The following is an 18,688-nucleotide window of genomic DNA, read 5'->3' on the forward strand; positions in this document are numbered from 1 at the left end:
TTTACTGTATAAAGGAAAGTATGTTTATTAGTTTTTTTTATGTTTTTTTACGAATTTATTTAAATAATCACACTAATATTAAGTATATTATATTAATTTAAATCAATTAATACAATATGATTAATTTTACTTTTTTGTCTCTTTATACTTTATACTATCTTTTTCAATTGTATTCTTGCTTAATATTCTTTATAAGCACATTTTTTTGTAAATTTTATTCTTATTTTGCTATACTAATAAAGCCATCAATGTCTATATAATAACATTAATGGCCTCTGATATTTTCCACTTATCAATTTAGTTTTTTTAATGAATTATGATTTTTTCTATTTTGCACCATACTTTTTATAGTAAGAATCTATTCTTTCATTAATTTCATCATTAATTACTATATTTCCATTTACTTCTTTATTATATAAATACTCTCTAACCTCAGCCATAGTAACTATAGCACAAGTTTTAAATCCAAATTTCTCTTTAATTTCTACTAACGCTGATTTCTCTCCTTGTCCTCTTTCCATTCTATCAACTGATATTATAAGCCCAGTTACATCAACATTTCCTTGTTCTTTTAAAATAGGCATTGTTTCATAAATCGAAGTTCCTGCAGTAGTTACATCTTCAACTATAAGAATTTTATCCCCATCTCCTATTTTACTTCCAAGAAGTATCCCTTTATCCCCATGATCTTTTACTTCTTTTCTATTAGAACAATAATTCACATCAATACCATACATATCTGATAATGCAATTGTAGTTGTAACACTTAATGGAATTCCTTTATATGCTGGGCCAAAAACTATAGTATAATCTTCTTGGAAATTTTCCTTTATGGCTTTAGCATAGAACTCTCCTAATTTTTTAAGTTGACTTCCTGTTCTATAATTGCCTGTATTTACAAAAAACGGAGTCTTTCTTCCACTCTTGGTTACGAAATCACCAAAAGTTAATACTCCACATTCTATCATAAATTCTATAAATTCTTTCTTATATTGTTGCATTTTTATTCCTCCTAAACAATTCCTACAATTTCATTTATATCTTTAATACCTTGAGACTTACAAAAAGCCTCCATCTCTTGTATTATTTCTTTTCCGGCCAATGGATTACTAAAATTCACTGTACCAATTTGAACTGCACTAGCACCAGCCATCATAAATTCTATAGCATCTATTCCTGTAGAAATACCTCCAAGACCAATAACAGGGACTTTTACAGCTTTAGCTACTTCATGAACCATTCTTAAAGCAACTGGTTTAACAGCTGGCCCTGAAAGACCTGCATAAACATTTTCAAATACTGGCTTTCTTTTATATACATCTATAGCCAAACCTTTAAGAGTGTTTATTAAACTTAATGAGTCAGCTCCTGCTTCTTCGCACTTTAATGCCATTTCAACTATATTTTCTGCATTTGGAGATAACTTAATCATCAATGGCTTTTTAGATATCTTCTTAATTTCTTTAACAAAGTTGTAAGCTACTTCTGACTTAATCCCATAGGCCATTCCACCAGCCTTAACATTTGGACATGATATATTAAGTTCTATTATCTGTACATTTGTATTATTAATTTTTTCAATAGCTTCTGCATAATCCTCAAAACATCCTCCACCAACATTGGCCAGTATATTAGTTCCTAACTTCTCCATTTTAGGAAGTTCATTATTTATAAATCCATCTATTCCTGGATTATTAAGGCCTACAGAATTCATCATTCCTGATGGAGTTTCAAGAACCCTAATTCCATCATTGCCTTCTTTTTGATTTAATGTTAATCCTTTTGAAGATATGCCTCCCAAAATCCCTACATTATAAAAATTGTTATACTCTTCTCCAAAACCAAAGGTTCCAGAAGCTGCTATAACAGGATTCTTAAATTCAATTCCATTTATATTTACCTTTAACATGCTTTTTCCTCCTAAGGTTTATAGTTCTACATAATTTCCATCAAAAACTGGTCCATCTTTACAAGTTCTCTTATTTCCATCTTTAGTTTTACAAGTACATACTAAACATGCACCTACTCCACAAGCCATATGTTTTTCCATAGAAACATATATCTTGACTCCTTTTTCCTTACACATATTAACAACAGCCTTCATCATTACTTCTGGACCACAGCACAATACAGTATCATAATTTTCTGGTTTAAATATTTCTGTAACTAGACCTTTGTATCCATATTTTCCTGTATTAGTTGTAACTTCAACCTTATCAGCATAATTAGATAATTCTTCAATTAAATATACTTCATCCCTAAAACCTGTATAAACATCTACAATACAATCTTTATGTTTTTCTCTAAGTCTTTTTGATACTTCAACCATAGGTGCTGTTCCAATTCCCCCTGCAACTATCGCGACTCTGCCAAGCTCTTCATCTAAATTAAATCCATTTCCTAGAGGTCCTGTTAAGGATATTTCTTCCCCTTTTTTAATTTTTGAAAATTCCTCAGTTCCTTTTCCTACAACTGCATAAAGAAAGGTTATTTTATTATCTTCTTTTTCGCATATACTTATTGGCCTTGGAAGTAAAGTCTGTCCATTAAGTTTTAACATATAAAATTGTCCAGCCTTTATATCATTTTCATCTTCACAAACCATTTTATATATATTATCAACAACTTTTTCGTTTAAAATCACTTTTGACTTTCTATATGTAATACCCATATGTTTCCCCCTATAGTTTATTTATTGCTTCTTTTATTTCATCTCTCATCCTTATTGCTTCTTCTCTTGCACACTTTGCAAATTCATTAGGTTTATTTTCTTTCTTATATGCAAGCAAAATGCCTCTTGAAGAATTTACAACTCCACCATTACCATTATTTAAGTACATAGCAACATCTTCAGCCTTACCACCCTGTGCTCCATATCCAGGAATCAAAAAGAACATTGAACTAAATCTTTTTCTTAATTCTTTTCCTTCTTCCACATGAGTACATCCTATAACTCCTCCAAGTGGATGATATCCACACTTTGAAACTAAATTCTCACCTAATTTCATTAATTTATCTCCAACTACATGATAAACTTTATCTCCTAAAGTTGTATCTAAGTATTCAATATCTTCTGCTCCCTTATTAGAAGTTCTAACCAAACTAAATATTCCCTTCTTTCCATTTTCTAAATATGGTAAGTAGGGTTCTATACTATCCATTCCCATATAAGGACTTAGAGTAATAAAGTCAGCTTCAAAATCTCCTGTAAAATGAGCTTTTGCATACATTTTAGCTGTAGCTGCAATATCACCTCTTTTTATATCTGCAATTATTATTGCATCCTTTTCTCTTAGATAGGATAATGTTCTCTTATAAGCTATCATTCCTGTAATTCCTAAAGCTTCATAATATGCAATTTGAACTTTAAAACATGCTGCTACATCTAATGTTTCATCAATAATTTCCTTATTAAATTCGAAAATGGCATCCTCATCTGTTTTTCCTAACCTAATATGTTCTGGTATATAATCAAATGATGTATCTAATCCTACACAAACAACTCCTCTTTCTTTTACCCTATTGTATAGTTTATCCATTATATTACTCATAAAATTCCTCCTACTTTTTATATAAAACTTTTCCGCTTTTTATTGTCATTTCAATTTGTCCATAGAATTCCATACCTTTAAATGGAGTATTTTTTCCCTTTGAAGCAAACTTATTAGAATCAATTTTGTACTTTTTATCCAAGTTTATAAGAACTAAATCTCCATCTTTCCCTATACTTATAGTTCCCTTGTTCATTCCTAAAATTCTAGCAGAATTTTTGCTCATGATTTCACTTAGTTTATTCAAAGTAATTACATCTCCTTTAACTAAACTTGTATAACAAATTGCAAAAGCAGTTTCAAGTCCTACCATCCCTGGTGATCCTTTAAGTTTTTCCTCTTCTGTATGTGGAGCATGATCTGTCCCTATAGTATCTACAAATCCATTTTTTATAGCATAATGTATAAAATTAACATCTTTTTTCTCTCTAATTGGTGGATTTACCCTATAATCATTAACATCTCTTGTCAGAAAAATATGATGTGGTGTTACTTCACAAGTCACATTTGCTCCATTAAGCTTTGCATCAATTATATATTTCATAGATTCCTTAGTAGATACATGAGCCATATGAAGCCTACCACCAGTGTATTTAGCAAGTTCAATATCTCTAAGTGTCATCATATCTTCTGCAAGCCTCATATCCAAATCAGAGAATTCTGGACTTTCTGCATGAGACATTATTATCCATCCATACTCTTTAGATTTTCTCAGAGCTTCAAGCATTATTCTTGCATCCTTTACACCTTTTCCATCATCTGATATTGCTTTTATTTCTGTATCATTTTTTAATTCATCTAAATGTTCTAACGTTTTTCCATCAAAACCTTTTGTAATAGATAAACACTGATGTATATCTATCAGACCAACTTCTTTTCCTTTATTTCTTACATATTCCAGAACTTCTTTAGATGAAACTATTGGATTAGTATTGGCCATTAAGCAAACTCCTGTATAGCCCCCTTTTAAAGCTGCCCTAGATCCTGTTTCTATATCTTCCTTCCAAGTTAATCCCGGGTCTCTAAAGTGAGTATGCGTATCAATAAACGAAGGCATTAAAGTTAGTCCTTTAGCATCAATTATTTCTGTATCTTTTTTATTAATCTCCAAAGATATTTCTTTTATCAATCCATTTTCTATATATAAATCTCCTATAAAATCTTGACTACAATCTATTATTCTTGCATTTTTTATTAGTAAATTCATTTAAAACACCCCAATTAAACTTCTGATAATTTTGTTATTTCATCACAATATTCACATCTATATGTACCTTCTTCTCTATCCATAAGTACAAATGAATGAGGAACATATTTTTCAACACCTGTAATACATCGTGGATTCTTACATCTTAAAATCTCTACAACTCTCTCTGGTAAAATTGGTCTTACCTTAACTACCTCGCCTTCTCTAACCTCATCTATTGTTATAGATGGTGACATAAGTCCAAGAACTGTATAATCTATATCATCCCAATTTTCTTTTTCAATTTTTATAATATCTTTTCTACCTAACTTCTTACTTTCAGCATTCATTATTAGAGCAACTCTATCTTTTGATTTATCTAAATTTAAATAATTAAATATTTTCACTCCCATTCCTGCATTTATATGATCAATAACTAAACCATTTCTAATACTTGTTATCTCTAACATTTAAGCCACCCCCAAAAGTTTACACATTAAAGCCATTCTTACATACATAGCATACTCTGCTTGTTTAAAGTAAGCTGCTCTATCATCACTATCAACTTCTATTGATATCTCATTTACTCTTGGTAACGGATGCATAACTATCATATCTTTTTTTGCATTCTTCATCTTTTCTGTATCTAAAATATAACTATCTTTTAATCTTAAATATTCTTCTTCATTAAAAAATCTTTCTCTTTGAATTCTTGTCATGTATAGTATATCTATTTTATCCATCACATCTTCTAATCTTTCAACTTCTATATATTCCTTACCTTTTTTCTCTATAAATTCTTGTTTTATATAATCAGGTACTTTTAATTCCTTTGGTGAAATCAGAATAAATTTTGTTTCTTCATACCTAGACATCGCTTTAATTAGTGAATGTACAGTTCTTCCATATTTTAAATCACCACATATTCCCACAGTATGTCCTCTCAAACCTTTTTTCAAGCACTCAATAGTAAGTAAATCTGCTAAAGTTTGAGTTGGATGTTGATGTCCACCATCTCCTGCATTTATTATTGGAACACTTGAATATAGACTTGCCACCTTCGCTGAGCCTTCTTTAGGATGTCTCATAGCAATTATATCTGTATAAATTGATACCATTTTTATAGTATCTGCTAATGTCTCGCCTTTTGATGCTGAACTTGAATTTGGTTCTGAAAAACCTAAGATTTTACCACCTAGCTTCATCATAGCTGCTTCAAAGCTAAATTTTGTTCTTGTACTAGGTTCATAGAAAAGTGTTCCTAAAATCATTCCATCACATATTTTTGAGAATTTTTTAGGATCATTAATAATTTGGTGTGCTAATTCGAAGATTTCATCTAATTCTTCTACTGAAAAATCCATTGGGTCTATTAAATGTTTATTTATCATTTATGTAATCACTCCTTCTTAACTTCTCTGAGCTAAAATTAAAGGTTAATATAATACATAACTTTAAATTATGTTTAAAAATCTTTAATGTTTTTTTATTATCTCAAAACTTTATCTAAACTATTCGTAATAATCATATTTGAGTATAAAAAAACCTTCCTTTAAATTCAAAGGAAGGCGCAATAATCCTATTAATAAACAGTTTAAATAACTTCCTTACTGACCTCTCTGGATCAAATTAAAGGTTTTGTCTTTTGTTAAGAATACCACCTAATGAATCTATTGTCAATGACTAACACTTCTAATTCAAAAAACCTCCTGTATTACTTCCATGTAACATTAAAATTGTATCGTTTATTGATTCTATTACGTCCTTATAACTTAAGTAAACACTTATATCAATATGATTATTATCTAAATTATATTTATCAATCTTTCCATATAAATATTTTCCCCCTGATAAAAGATTGCTTAATATATAATTATCCTTTCTAGAAATAAATCCAATAACAAATCCATTCTCTCCTATTACCTTAATTACCCTATCATCACACGAATTATTTTCTTCAAGTTTTAAATTAAATATCTTACTATTTTCAAGTTCTTCTTCTAAACTTCTTATATGTCTAAATTGACAACCTGTTACTTCTGTACTTACTAAGAAAATATCTGCAACATGCTCATAATTAACCAAATCTGTTACATCTATATATTCTTTTTTTTCATCATTGTAATTAAATATCAATGTTTCTATCTCATGCTTAATTTTATAATTAGGTTCAGTCTCACAAGCTTTCCTAATTATAGTTAAATCTTTATTGGTAAGTTTATCTCTATATTTTTTAAGATATTTTACTGATTCATATCTAATTTTATTTATTCTCCCATTTATAGCTTTTATAGCTATATTCTTTCCTTGTGGATAAATTCCACTTAACGATTTCACTATTAAAGCAAATATTACACATTTTAAATCATCTTTTTGCAACTGCTCATCATCTATATCTTTTGCTTCTGTATAAAATTCCTCTAAATTGAAATGATTTTTAAAAAATTTAAAAAGCTTTATTTTATCTTCTTCATTTCCTTCGTTGACTAAATAGTAATATATATTAATATTCTCAGTATCTCTTTTCAAATACTGATACAAATCTTCATATTCTAACTTATATTCATAAAAATTTGCTAAAGAAAGTATATCTTTCCCTATTCCAATGCCTTCTTGAATTGCACTTTCAAATATACCGCTCCATTTTTCATCTTCTAATAATTTATCAAGTTTCTTTTCTAAATCCTTATAACTAACTTCAAATTTTTCATCTTCACTTATAGCTTCTTTAATTAAATAAATAGAATTCAAATACTCATAATTATATTCCATTTTTGATATTAAACTTAAGTATCTCTCAATAAATTCACTCTTAGATCTAATTAAAGAAAACTCATTTTTTCTTAAATAACTACATATCAAATAAGATAAATTATCCATTTTTCCCTTAGTAATCTTATTTTCTAAATATTTAGATAAATTGATTGTTGTAAAAATGTGCTTTATCAAAACCTCTTCATACATTTCATCTTTATAACCTTGTTCAATTAAATATGAAACAACATCTAAACTAAAGTAATCAATATTTGTTATAGAAAATACTTTTATTGTTCCTCTTGAATCTTTAGATAATTTTACTAAATATTCATTATATCTATAAAGATTTCTTATTGCATTAGTTAAATAAAAAATATATTCACCACTCTTAGAAAATACCTCAAACACCTCTGAAAGTTTTTCTTTAGGTAAATACTTACTTGCTAATATTAAACCTAATTTTACTTCCCAAGGTCTTTCACCATTATAAATCAAATTATCAGTTAAATCTTCAATCCACCTTTTTTCTATTACTCCTTCATTTATCAAAGTATTAATTTTTCTAATTAGTGGGTTCATACAATAAATTAAATTTCTTTCTTTCAAATTCACTTTGAAAGAGTAACCACCCTTTTTAAACATATTTATTATTTGGTCAGCTAAACATTCAGCTAAATCTATCTGCTCATTTACTGACAAATTATCAGATAGATATAAATATTCTAATTCATCTTTACCTGATTCATATTCATATTCTTTAGATTCTTTTAATATTTCAAATATCTTGCTCACATTCCACCCACCTTTTAATCAAAATTTCCTTTAACTTAATTAAATTTAAGTAATTATATAAAATATACATAAACTTGTAAATGTAAAAATGTATTTTTCTTAAAAAAGAGAAAGAATTTAAAGCTATTGCCCATACTCTTCCTCATGAAAAAATATAATATTTATTTTTTCCCATCTTCGTCCAATAAATTATCCTCTTCTTTATAGTTGTCATCCCTAATATTATTTAATAATTTCTGAAATTTATTTTCACTATTGTTTCCAAAATCAATCATCTTAGGTTCTATGATAAAATCATCCATTTAATTTAATACCTCCTAATTGATTTAGAGTTTTCTACCTTTTTTAAATTAACCTATTACAATATTATTAAAACATGTACACTATACAAAATATATATTATATATCTATTCTCTTTTCTAAGAATATATACTTTTTTAATATGAAGAAAGGTTACTTTAAATAAATATTTTAAAGTAACCTAAAATAGTATCATTAATCTTTGGTTTAAGTTTATTTTTTCTTTTTTCTACTACTTATAGATCCTGCTAATGAAACAACACCTAATCCTAAAACTCCAAGAAAACCTATATCTCCTGTTTTAGCTGTAGTACTAGTGTTTGAATCACTATCATTTTCTGTACTTTCTCCCAAAGTTGATTTTGGACTTGGGCTTGGACTTGGTTCTGGACTTGGAGTTTTACCAACCAACACCATATATCCTTTTCTATCTATATTGTAATTACTATCTCTAACTATAGAATTTGGCATCTCTGTACTTACAAAATCAGATGCTTCAATCTTTTTACCTTTTGAGTTTTCTGTATCTGTACCATTATAGAAATAATTACTTTCTCCTTTTACCATGTCAACTATAACATCAGCCTTTCCAGGTTTTGTTCTAAACGAAATGTTATTTTCAAAATTGAATTGAAGATTAGCTCCAGTATAATAATCTAAACTATAGTTAACATCATTGTCTACTGAAACACTGTTTTGAACAATTATTGCTGGATTACTATTACTTGTTATTCCTGCTGCATTATTTCCAAAGGATAATGAATTCTTAAGTATATGCTTAACTGGTATTCCTTCACCACCTAATTTAAATCCATTACCATCTCCTTTAGTAACAGTTCCATCTGTTAATGTCCCATTACCATATGCTACACAATCTTCAATTGTAACTGGATCAATTGCTCCACTTTCAAGTTTAGAAAACAAATCCCAACCATCATCGCAGTTATTATGAGATATACAACCTCTAAATACATTTCCAGATCCTGTAGAAATTTTAGCTGCAAATCCATCAGCATTGTTCATCGCGCCATCCATATTGTCATAAGATTCACAATTTAATATCAAATTATTTTTAGGCCACTTATCCTTAGAATCATCCACTGCTCCACTTACTTGAAGCCCAGTATCTCCATTTTTATAAGTTTTAACCGCTTCTACTTTATTATTGTTACCAGATACTGTTATTCCATGTTCTTTGTCAGATGTATTACACACATCAACTCCATAAACATGCCAGTAACTTCCTGCAATGGTTAGCCCAGCAGATATCTTTCCAAAATCAAAAATAGCTCTTTCCCCATCATAAGTTGTCAGTGCCTTTAGCCTATCTTCTGTCCCTTTATTATCTTTGCTTATTGTAAGTGGTTTTTTAAGGTTATATGTTCCCCCTTTAACTTTTATACTTTGTCCATTGTTTGTATACTTTAATGCTGAATATATATCTATAGGATTATCAATTGTTCCTGATCCATCAGATGTACCATTTTGAGATACATATACATCCCCATTTTCTGTTCCATAACTCTTATAAATAACATTACATGGTACAGTTATAGGAGATATATTTGAATTTGCTGAAGTTTTATCTGGTGTATAAGTTATTTCAAATTTATTAGTCCCTAGCTTAAGGTTTGTATCAATACTGAATTCACTATTTTTTTGTGCTTTAGCATCATATACTTGTTCCCCATTTAATTTAACATTGACATTTCCTTCAACTGTATTTTTAAGTGATAGTTTATATTTTGAAGAACCTGTATCACTTGATGATAAAACTTTTATACTTGGATCTATTTTTTGTTCTGGTTCTGGCACTCCAGCAGGATCTGTAGCTACATTTGATGTTGTTAAGTTAATATCAGATACAGTAATCGACGCTATACGTGCAGTAAAGAACCCAACATAAACTTTATTATCAATTACTTCTAATTGTTTTGGTCTATAATATGTTACTTCTTCACCATTATCAATACTTGCAATATACCCTGTATTTGTTTTCTTAAGTTTTAACTTATAAGTTGCTGTTCCATCATTTGCTGGACGCTTGCTGTTGAACACGTGTGGATTTTCCATTGTAATTTTTCCACTTAAGTCACTTGTAACTCCATTCCTAAATACTGACATCATTTTTCCTTGATATCCTCCAACTAATGCCATATTTGATGGGCTTACTGATGAATCATTTGCAACTCCTAATATATCTCTTGCCATAATTCCAAAACCACATTGGTTATCTGGTTTTTCCTTTTCAAAATAGTTTACCTTTACATTAGCTGAAAGTTCAAAGTTTTTAGTATTATCTAATTCAGTATAATAATAGGATATCCCATCATTTGAACCAGCTATTTTTCCACCTGGGCTTGTCCCATCTTTTTTCCCTGAAGTTAATGTTACAGTTTTATTTTTATCATCTACTGAAACTGTATTATTTGCTTCTGATGTAGTAGCCCCAAATCTTGTAAAATTCCATTTAACTTGTTCAGCCTCATTTGTACTACTATTTGAGTTATTATTATTTGAATTATCATCCTTTGGAATAGTATTATTAAATGCAGTTAATTCATTTACTTTACTAGTTGTATCCCATCCTTGTAGTACATTTTCTTTTGTAAATTTACCAGCTTGTTCTTCCGAAAGAACTTTTCTAGTGTCACTTGTTTTAGCCCCTTCTCCAGTACTACCATATTCATACATAAAGTTATTTTCAGGTAATTGCCCAGACATTTCAGACCAACCTACTTTTGAAATATGTCTACCCATTTCACAGTTCTTAAATACAACATTTGATTTTACAGATTGTGTAACACCTCCTGGATGCCATGGTCTTCCTAAATATACACTTCCTTCTTCAGATATATCACTTGTTAATTTTGAATTTAAGAACAAGTAACCATAGGAATTTTCTGCTAGTGTGCTTGGAGCTGCTACATACCCTTTAGGATTATTAATTCCTTCTCTATTAATTGAATTAATTTCACAGTTATCAAAAACCGCACTTGCTGCACCAAAAATAAAGTCTACATCACCTTGAATAAAACATTTATAATAATATTGTTTATTTTTATTTGCATATAATGTATCTTGATTTCCTATAAATCTACAATTTACAAAAGTACTCTTATCAGCTTCATTTTTTATAGCAACAGCCTGCTGATTTTTTATATTAGAATGTGCTTCTTCATTAAATGAATTTTCAATAGTAAGATTTGCTGCTGAAAATCCTGTTGCTGTTGTAGTTAATGTAATGCTAGCTGATCCAGTTGTTCCATACGTTGCTACTCCATTTCCACCATGTTCTGGTAATTTTACAGTTCCATTTGCAACATCATATGTTAATATTGTCTTTTTGCTATCTTCACCTATTAAGGTGATATTTGGTTTTGAAATTATCATTTTTTCTTTATAGGTACCATTCTTAATAAATATAATTATTTCATTTGAATTATTATCAGGTACTGTATTAATAGCAGCTTGTACAGTTTTAAATGTCTTAATATTATTCAATATTTCTCCATCATTTCCTGAATAATTTGCATCTACTACCATATTAACGTTTTCATTATTTACAACATTTTCATAATTAGTTATATTTAATTCTTCAGCTTTTGTTACTATGGGATTTAATAACCCTTGTGAAACAATTATTGTTGTAGCAATTAACATTGATAAAAACTTTTTTTTCATCTTAATCTTCTCCTTCAAATTAAATTTTGGCTAACTTGCTTGATATGCTTGTATACCAAACTTCCTTCTTTACTAATATGCTGTTATGTATATTATTTTTATTTAAAAATCGGTATATTAAACGTTTCCAGGTATATTTTACTACATATATTTTCTAATTTCAAACATAAAATGTATATTTCTGAAATTCAATGCAACATATTTTTGAATTTGTTGTATACAAATTCAAAAATTGCTTATTGGGATTAGTATTTTATATAAATTTATTTTCAATAAAAAATAACCCCTAGAAACCTAGGAGTTATGACTTTTTATTTTATTAATGCCAATTATTCATAATATTATCCCACATCATCTTTCCAGACTTAGCCAATGTAACTGTGCCATAAACGCTGTTTGGTATACAACTTGATAGCACAGTAAATACAAATGTTCCTTTAGGTAGTTGTACTAGTGCAGTATCATTTTCTACCCCTTTCTTATCACCAGTTTTACTTGAAATTTCAAATTTTAAATCATCCGGAATATATAATGCTAACTTGTTTTTTATTTGTTGCCTTCTTAATATATCTATTAGCATTGTACTGTTATCTTTATTTAGGAAGGTACTCTTGTGTAAATGTTTCCATATCATTGATAAATCATAAGCACTTGTTATGTTTTCTATTTCACTTTTTTTATTTCTCTCATCACTTGTTTTTCTATTTAATGATGTATTTTTAAGTCCCATTTTTCTTATATTATCATTAATCACATCCATACCTATGATATCTATGATTTTATTTGCAGCTGTATTATCACTTTGTATAAGCATGGCAACTAATAATTCAAAAACTGTATATTCTCTTTCATCAAACTCATGAATTATACCTGTTCCATATACTTTATCTTCCCTTTTTATAGCTATCTTTTTCATAAAATCCACTTTATTTTCTTCTACAGCCTTTATAAGTGAAACTGCTATAGGAAGTTTCATACAGCCAGCAGCAACCATTTGTATATTTTCATTATATCCATATATAAAGCCACTTCCTAAATCCTCAAAAAAGAAGCTATAAGTTCCTATTCTTGACTCTAAATATCTTTTAATCTCTTTCATAATACCCTCCTGTAAAATCAACTATATAATAATATTTTTATACAAAATACAATTTTATTTTTAATTTAATAAATATATCATCAAAGCACTAACTCAATAGAATTAGTGCCTATATTTCTAATCTCCAAAAGATATACCTATCTTTTTAGCTATGGTAACCAATTCTCCTTTTGGACTAACCTGTTTAGTTTTTTGACCAATTACATTTTCTAAACTATCTGAAGATATTGTATCTCCTTTAAGACAAACCATATGACCAAATTTTCCATCATTAATTAATTCTACTGCTGCCACACCATATCTTGTAGATAATATTCTATCATAAGTAGATGTTGTTCCACCTCTTTGAATATGACCAAGAACAGTACATCTTATTTCGTGATGTTTAATTAATCGCTCCAAATCATCTGCTAATTTATTTCCTATCCCACCTAATCTAATTGGGTCTGGACTATCCTTCACTATTTTAGATACTACTACATCTCCATCCTTGGATTTTGCTCCCTCTGCGACAGCTATTATTGTGAATAATTTGCCTTCTTTTTTTCTATGTTCTATTTTTTCTACAATTTTATTGATATCATAAGGTATTTCTGGAAGCAAAATTACATCAGCAGACCCTGCAATTCCTGATTCCAAGGCAATCCAACCAGCATTTCTTCCCATAACTTCACAAATCATTATTCTATGATGTGATTCTGCAGTCGTATGAAGCCTATCTAAAGCCTCAGTTGCAACATCTATTGCGGTATTAAATCCAAAAGTAACATCAGTTGAAGCTAAATCATTATCTATTGTTTTTGGAACTCCAATAACCTTAATACCTTTTCTTGAAAAATCTCTTGCTGATGTTAATGTTCCATCTCCACCAATAACAACTAGAACATCTACACCTTCTTTTTTTAAGTTTTCTACAGCTACATCTGATACATCTTTCTTGACGCTTTTTCCATTTTCCTCAATTTGATAATCAAATAAATTATCTTTATTTGAACTATATAAGATAGTACCACCTCTACTAAGTATGCCTGATACGGATTCAAGAGTAAGAGGAATGAAATCATTATTATATAATCCCCTATATCCAAATTTATATCCAATTACCTCATATCCACAATTTAATATTGCTGTCCTTGTAACAGCTCTTATTACTGCATTAAGCCCTGGACAGTCTCCTCCACCTGTCAATAGAGCTATTTTTTTTATTTTCTCACTCATTTTCAATCTCCCTTCTACCCACACACTATTCTTGACAATTGTCTTTATTTTCTGACAATTATCATGAAAAAATATAAAGATACTATCCTTATCAGTTAAAATAAAATATCTTCTATGAAATATGATACCACAATAATTCCCAACAATAAAGTATTTTATATTTATATAATTACACAAAAAACCCAAGATAAAAAATATATCTTGGGCTAAATAAACTTAAAGAGTGATTATTTTTGTAAATACTAATATAGCCAATAAAATTCCTGCTAATACTCTATATACTGCAAATACCCTCATAGGTTTTTTCTTTAAAAATGATACAAACCCATCCATAACCACTATAGATACCAAGAAGGCAACAATGAAACCAATGGCTAAAGCTATCCAACTTGATGTATTCATAATAGAGTAATCAAATTCAAATAAATCTTTTCCTGATGATCCTATCATTGCAGGAATTGCTAAGAAAAATGAATACTCAGCAGCTATCGGAGTTGAAATTCCAGCTATCCAACCTCCCATGATAGTTGATGCACTTCTTGACATTCCAGGCCACATAGAAAGAACTTGAAATAACCCTACCTTTAATGATTGAACAGGTGTTATTTCGTCTATGGATTTTGTTGCTTGTTTTTTCTTTCTGAAGGTGTTTTCAATAATTATTAATAATACACCTCCAACAATAAATCCGATAATAACAGCTTCTGGTCTAAAAAGAGATTTAATTTTACTGTAAAATAGGACACCTGCAACACCTGCTGGTATAGATCCTATAATTACATTTATACCAAATCTAAATCCATTTTTTCCATCTTTACCACCAGTAAATATGAATCTAAAAAATTCTACCACACTATCTTTTATTTTCTTCCAATAAAGAACTACTACAGCAAGTATTGCTCCTAATTGAATTACAACTTCAAACATATCAGCAAAATCGCCTTTAAAATTTATAATTGCTCCAAATAAAATCATATGCCCAGTTGACGATACTGGTATGAATTCAGTTAGCCCTTCAACTATCGCTATAATTATAGCTTTAAATATTAAAATAAAATCTAATCCCAATGACATCACTCGCTTTCATTAAACTACTGTTTAATTATACTTATTAAAATCTCTGTTGTCTATTTTATTAATTTATTTTTAAGATTATGTTGAATTGATAAAAATTAAATATTTATATTTTTTAATTCTCACATAAAAAAATCACCATATAATGGAGAAAAACCTTTTTATGATTTCATTTTTTCTTATTATAGATTGAGTACATAAACATATATATGAAAGGCTCATCCTTATATATAAGTAGCGTATTATACATAAATTAATCATAAAATTTTCTAATTTCTTCTATTAATTATGTTTATTACTTAACCTTTTAACATTACTCAGACAAAAATCTACTAAAAATACATTGATGATAAATTATGGTTTGTGCTATACTTAATTTCAAAGTTTAAAATTATGACATAAAATATTTATAGCATTTAAGGTGGTGATTAAGATTAATATAAAATCAATTTTAAGTCTATTAGCTGGTAAAACAACTATTTTTTTATCAAAACATCTACTAAAAGGGGGAAGTACTTTCCCAGGTACTGTTGCCTTAAAGTTTGACAAACAAATCTTAAGTAAGGTGGCAAAAGGTTACAAGGTAATTTTAGTTACAGGTACTAATGGTAAAACAACAACAACTAGTATGATTACTAACATTTTCAAAGAAAAAGGTTACAGAGTAATTACTAATAATACTGGGGCGAATCTTTTTAGAGGTGTAGTTTCATGTTTTATTGATAATTACAGTTTTTTTAGAAGCAATGAGGGCAGCTATGCCATTATTGAAGTAGATGAAGCAAATGTTAAGTTTGTTACAAAGTATATAACTCCAGAGATTATTACAATAACAAATTTATTTAGAGATCAACTAGATAGATATGGTGAGGTCTATACTACTTTAAACAAAATTCTAGAAGGAATTATAAATGTTCCTAATACAAAACTTGTGTTAAATGGCGACGATTCTTTATTTGGGAAATTAGATGTTCCAAATGAAACTATATACTATGGATTTAATAAAACTTTAAATGATGAAACTGCAATTGATGTAAATGCAGATGCAAAGTTTTGTAAGTTTTGTAAATCACCATATGAATATAACTTCATTACCTACAATCATTTAGGTGACTTTTATTGTCCAAACTGTGATTATAAAAGAGCTGATCTTAAATATTCAATTGAAGAGATTTTAGATTTAACTCCTAACGATTCAACAGTTATGATGAATGATTCAAAAGTTACTATTAGTCAATCCGGTTTGTACAATATATATAATGGTTTATGTGCATATTCAATCGGTAAAGAAATGGGGATTGATGATGAATGCATCTCAAATTCATTAGGAAAACAAGATTCTAGTTTTGGTAGACAAGAGGAAATTGATATTGATGGTAAAAAAGCTAAAATTATTTTAGTAAAAAACCCTGCTGGATATAATCAAGCTTTAGATACGCTTTGTTTAAACACAGAAAACTTTTCTACATTATTTATGTTAAATGATAATTATGCTGATGGAACTGATGTATCTTGGATTTGGGATGTAGACTTTGAAAAATTATCTACCCTTCCAATTAAAGATGTATTTATATCAGGTACTAGGTTATATGATATGGCTGTAAGATTAAAAACTGCTGGACTTAATTCTAATTCTTTTAAAGTAGAAGCAGATTATGAAGAATTAACTAACAAAATTAGAAATTCTTCTACAGATAGGATTTATATATTAGCTACTTATACAGCTATGATTAATTATAGAAAGTATTTACATTCAAAAGGCTATATTAAAAAGCTTTGGTAAGAATTAGGAGGCAATTATGGAATTAAACATCTGTCATCTTTACCCAGACTTATTAAATGTATATGGTGATGTGGGTAATATTTTAATTTTAAAAGATAGAGCTGAAAGCCGTGGAATAAAAGTAAATATTATTAATATCTCCCTTAAAGATGATCTTAAAAGTGAAGATATGGATATAATTTTCTTTGGTGGTGGTCAAGATTATGAGCAGTCCATAGTTTCAGAAGACTTAAAGAAAAATAAAAAAGAAGAACTATCTAAATATATAGAATCCGAAAAAGTATTCTTAGCAATTTGTGGTGGTTATCAATTACTAGGACAATATTATAGAGCTCCTAATGGAGAAAAACTTGAAGGATTAGGAATATTAGATATTTACACTGAAGGTGGAGATACTAGATTTATTGGTAATACTGTTATTTATAATGAAGAAACTAAAGAAACTTATGTTGGTTTTGAAAATCATTCTGGAAGGACCTATATAAATAATTTGAAACCTCTTGGAAAATGTATCTATGGGTATGGAAATAATGGTGAAGATGGTAATGAAGGATGCGTTTATAAAAACACATTTTGTACATACTTTCATGGCTCTCTATTATCTAAAAATCCAGAACTTGCAGATAGAATGATTAAATTAGCTTTAGAAAAAAAATATGGTAATGTAACTCTAGATCCTCTAGATGATACTTTTTCTCTTAAAGCAAAAGAAACTATACTTAATGCTTATAAATCTGAAAATTGGAATAAATAATAAAAAAAGATCCTTTTGGGATCTTTTTTTATTATTTATTTTTTATAACACCAGCCATTTCATCTGAAATAGGTATTAATTTATCTCTTAGTACTCCCTTTTCCTTAACAGCATAAAAATAAAAATCATCTCCAACTTTACATCTAATATTATCATTTTTTATGATTTTGTACTTTTTACCGTTATAATCTTCCCCTATGTAATATCTACTATTCTCTACTTTTATCATACATCTATATGCATCGTTCACTTTTTAGTTCATCCCCCACCACAGTATTTCGTTATTTATTATAACACAAAATATAATTTTTTTAGACCTTTTTTTTGTAACATAAAAAAATCATCGAATTTCAAGAATTAGTATCATATTTTAAATAAGATAATTATTATTTTAACCATTAATCTTTAATTTAATCATTCATATATTTCAAATTTTGAAATGTATTTAGTATTTTTATTCAATACATACTTTTACTTATTGTTATTAATT

16 protein-coding genes are annotated in these 18,688 nt (G+C 28.4%); 2 read left to right on the forward strand and 14 right to left on the reverse strand.

Annotated features, from left to right (window positions below):
* Positions 1-326: 326 nt before the first annotated feature.
* The 13 genes from pyrE to NNC19_RS03690 form a co-directional block, all read right to left on the reverse strand.
* Positions 327-1,001: an orotate phosphoribosyltransferase gene (gene pyrE, locus NNC19_RS03630; protein ID WP_310937253.1), complete on the reverse strand. Its 675-nt coding sequence runs from the start codon at positions 999-1,001 to the stop codon at positions 327-329.
* 11 nt (positions 1,002-1,012) lie between these two features.
* Positions 1,013-1,909, reverse strand: coding sequence for a dihydroorotate dehydrogenase (locus tag NNC19_RS03635; RefSeq protein WP_310937254.1), 897 nt, complete (start codon positions 1,907-1,909; stop codon positions 1,013-1,015).
* 18 nt (positions 1,910-1,927) lie between these two features.
* Complete coding sequence (locus NNC19_RS03640; RefSeq protein WP_310937255.1) at positions 1,928-2,671, reverse strand: dihydroorotate dehydrogenase electron transfer subunit; 744 nt, start codon at positions 2,669-2,671, stop codon at positions 1,928-1,930.
* Between the two features lie 10 nt (positions 2,672-2,681).
* Positions 2,682-3,551, reverse strand: a complete 870-nt coding sequence (gene pyrF, locus NNC19_RS03645; RefSeq protein ID WP_310937256.1) for an orotidine-5'-phosphate decarboxylase — start codon at positions 3,549-3,551, stop codon at positions 2,682-2,684.
* Positions 3,552-3,561: 10 nt separating this feature from the next.
* Complete coding sequence (locus tag NNC19_RS03650) at positions 3,562-4,758, reverse strand: dihydroorotase (RefSeq protein WP_310937257.1); 1,197 nt, start codon at positions 4,756-4,758, stop codon at positions 3,562-3,564.
* 14 nt (positions 4,759-4,772) lie between these two features.
* A complete protein-coding gene (locus NNC19_RS03655; protein ID WP_310937258.1) occupies positions 4,773-5,207 on the reverse strand; it encodes an aspartate carbamoyltransferase regulatory subunit in 435 nt (144 codons plus the stop codon).
* Positions 5,208-6,128, reverse strand: coding sequence for an aspartate carbamoyltransferase (pyrB, locus tag NNC19_RS03660; protein ID WP_310937259.1), 921 nt, complete (start codon positions 6,126-6,128; stop codon positions 5,208-5,210).
* A 301-nt stretch (positions 6,129-6,429) separates the two neighbouring features.
* The gene (locus NNC19_RS03665) at positions 6,430-8,286 is read right to left on the reverse strand and encodes an HIRAN domain-containing protein (RefSeq protein WP_310937260.1); all 1,857 of its coding nucleotides are present in this window, start codon (positions 8,284-8,286) and stop codon (positions 6,430-6,432) included.
* Between the two features lie 161 nt (positions 8,287-8,447).
* Complete coding sequence (locus NNC19_RS03670) at positions 8,448-8,588, reverse strand: hypothetical protein (protein WP_310937261.1); 141 nt, start codon at positions 8,586-8,588, stop codon at positions 8,448-8,450.
* Between the two features lie 211 nt (positions 8,589-8,799).
* The gene (locus tag NNC19_RS03675) at positions 8,800-12,270 is read right to left on the reverse strand and encodes a pectinesterase family protein (protein WP_310937263.1); all 3,471 of its coding nucleotides are present in this window, start codon (positions 12,268-12,270) and stop codon (positions 8,800-8,802) included.
* A gap of 319 nt (positions 12,271-12,589) precedes the next feature.
* Positions 12,590-13,369, reverse strand: coding sequence for a serine hydrolase (locus NNC19_RS03680; RefSeq protein WP_310937264.1), 780 nt, complete (start codon positions 13,367-13,369; stop codon positions 12,590-12,592).
* Between the two features lie 117 nt (positions 13,370-13,486).
* Positions 13,487-14,587: a 6-phosphofructokinase gene (locus NNC19_RS03685; protein WP_310937265.1), complete on the reverse strand. Its 1,101-nt coding sequence runs from the start codon at positions 14,585-14,587 to the stop codon at positions 13,487-13,489.
* Between the two features lie 216 nt (positions 14,588-14,803).
* Positions 14,804-15,655, reverse strand: a complete 852-nt coding sequence (locus NNC19_RS03690) for an undecaprenyl-diphosphate phosphatase (RefSeq protein WP_310937371.1) — start codon at positions 15,653-15,655, stop codon at positions 14,804-14,806.
* 430 nt (positions 15,656-16,085) lie between these two features.
* Between NNC19_RS03690 and NNC19_RS03695 the strand changes: the two genes are divergently transcribed.
* The gene (locus NNC19_RS03695) at positions 16,086-17,444 is read left to right on the forward strand and encodes a Mur ligase family protein (protein WP_310937266.1); all 1,359 of its coding nucleotides are present in this window, start codon (positions 16,086-16,088) and stop codon (positions 17,442-17,444) included.
* Positions 17,445-17,460: 16 nt separating this feature from the next.
* Positions 17,461-18,198 (forward strand): type 1 glutamine amidotransferase, encoded by a 738-nt coding sequence (locus tag NNC19_RS03700; RefSeq protein ID WP_310937267.1) that lies wholly within the window; start codon positions 17,461-17,463, stop codon positions 18,196-18,198.
* A 31-nt stretch (positions 18,199-18,229) separates the two neighbouring features.
* On the opposite strand, the gene NNC19_RS03705 is transcribed toward NNC19_RS03700, so the two are convergent.
* Positions 18,230-18,427 (reverse strand): hypothetical protein, encoded by a 198-nt coding sequence (locus NNC19_RS03705; RefSeq protein WP_310937268.1) that lies wholly within the window; start codon positions 18,425-18,427, stop codon positions 18,230-18,232.
* Positions 18,428-18,688: the final 261 nt, after the last annotated feature.

This window comes from Clostridium sp. SHJSY1 (genome assembly GCF_031626875.1).
GTDB lineage: Bacteria > Bacillota > Clostridia > Clostridiales > Clostridiaceae > Clostridium.

Bases quoted from the DNA above. Each gene is read 5' to 3' on its own strand.
- NNC19_RS03635 (WP_310937254.1), bottom strand. From the start codon at position 1,909: ATGTTAAAGGTAAATATAAATGGAATTGAATTTAAGAATCCTGTTATA.
- NNC19_RS03700 (WP_310937267.1), top strand. From the start codon at position 17,461: ATGGAATTAAACATCTGTCATCTTTACCCAGACTTATTAAATGTATAT.
- NNC19_RS03705 (WP_310937268.1), bottom strand. From the start codon at position 18,427: ATGATAAAAGTAGAGAATAGTAGATATTACATAGGGGAAGATTATAAC.
- pyrB (WP_310937259.1), bottom strand. From the start codon at position 6,128: ATGATAAATAAACATTTAATAGACCCAATGGATTTTTCAGTAGAAGAA.
- NNC19_RS03640 (WP_310937255.1), bottom strand. From the start codon at position 2,671: ATGGGTATTACATATAGAAAGTCAAAAGTGATTTTAAACGAAAAAGTT.
- pyrE (WP_310937253.1), bottom strand. From the start codon at position 1,001: ATGCAACAATATAAGAAAGAATTTATAGAATTTATGATAGAATGTGGA.
- NNC19_RS03675 (WP_310937263.1), bottom strand. From the start codon at position 12,270: ATGAAAAAAAAGTTTTTATCAATGTTAATTGCTACAACAATAATTGTT.
- NNC19_RS03650 (WP_310937257.1), bottom strand. From the start codon at position 4,758: ATGAATTTACTAATAAAAAATGCAAGAATAATAGATTGTAGTCAAGAT.
- NNC19_RS03680 (WP_310937264.1), bottom strand. From the start codon at position 13,369: ATGAAAGAGATTAAAAGATATTTAGAGTCAAGAATAGGAACTTATAGC.
- NNC19_RS03685 (WP_310937265.1), bottom strand. From the start codon at position 14,587: ATGAGTGAGAAAATAAAAAAAATAGCTCTATTGACAGGTGGAGGAGAC.
- NNC19_RS03655 (WP_310937258.1), bottom strand. From the start codon at position 5,207: ATGTTAGAGATAACAAGTATTAGAAATGGTTTAGTTATTGATCATATA.
- NNC19_RS03670 (WP_310937261.1), bottom strand. From the start codon at position 8,588: ATGGATGATTTTATCATAGAACCTAAGATGATTGATTTTGGAAACAAT.
- pyrF (WP_310937256.1), bottom strand. From the start codon at position 3,551: ATGAGTAATATAATGGATAAACTATACAATAGGGTAAAAGAAAGAGGA.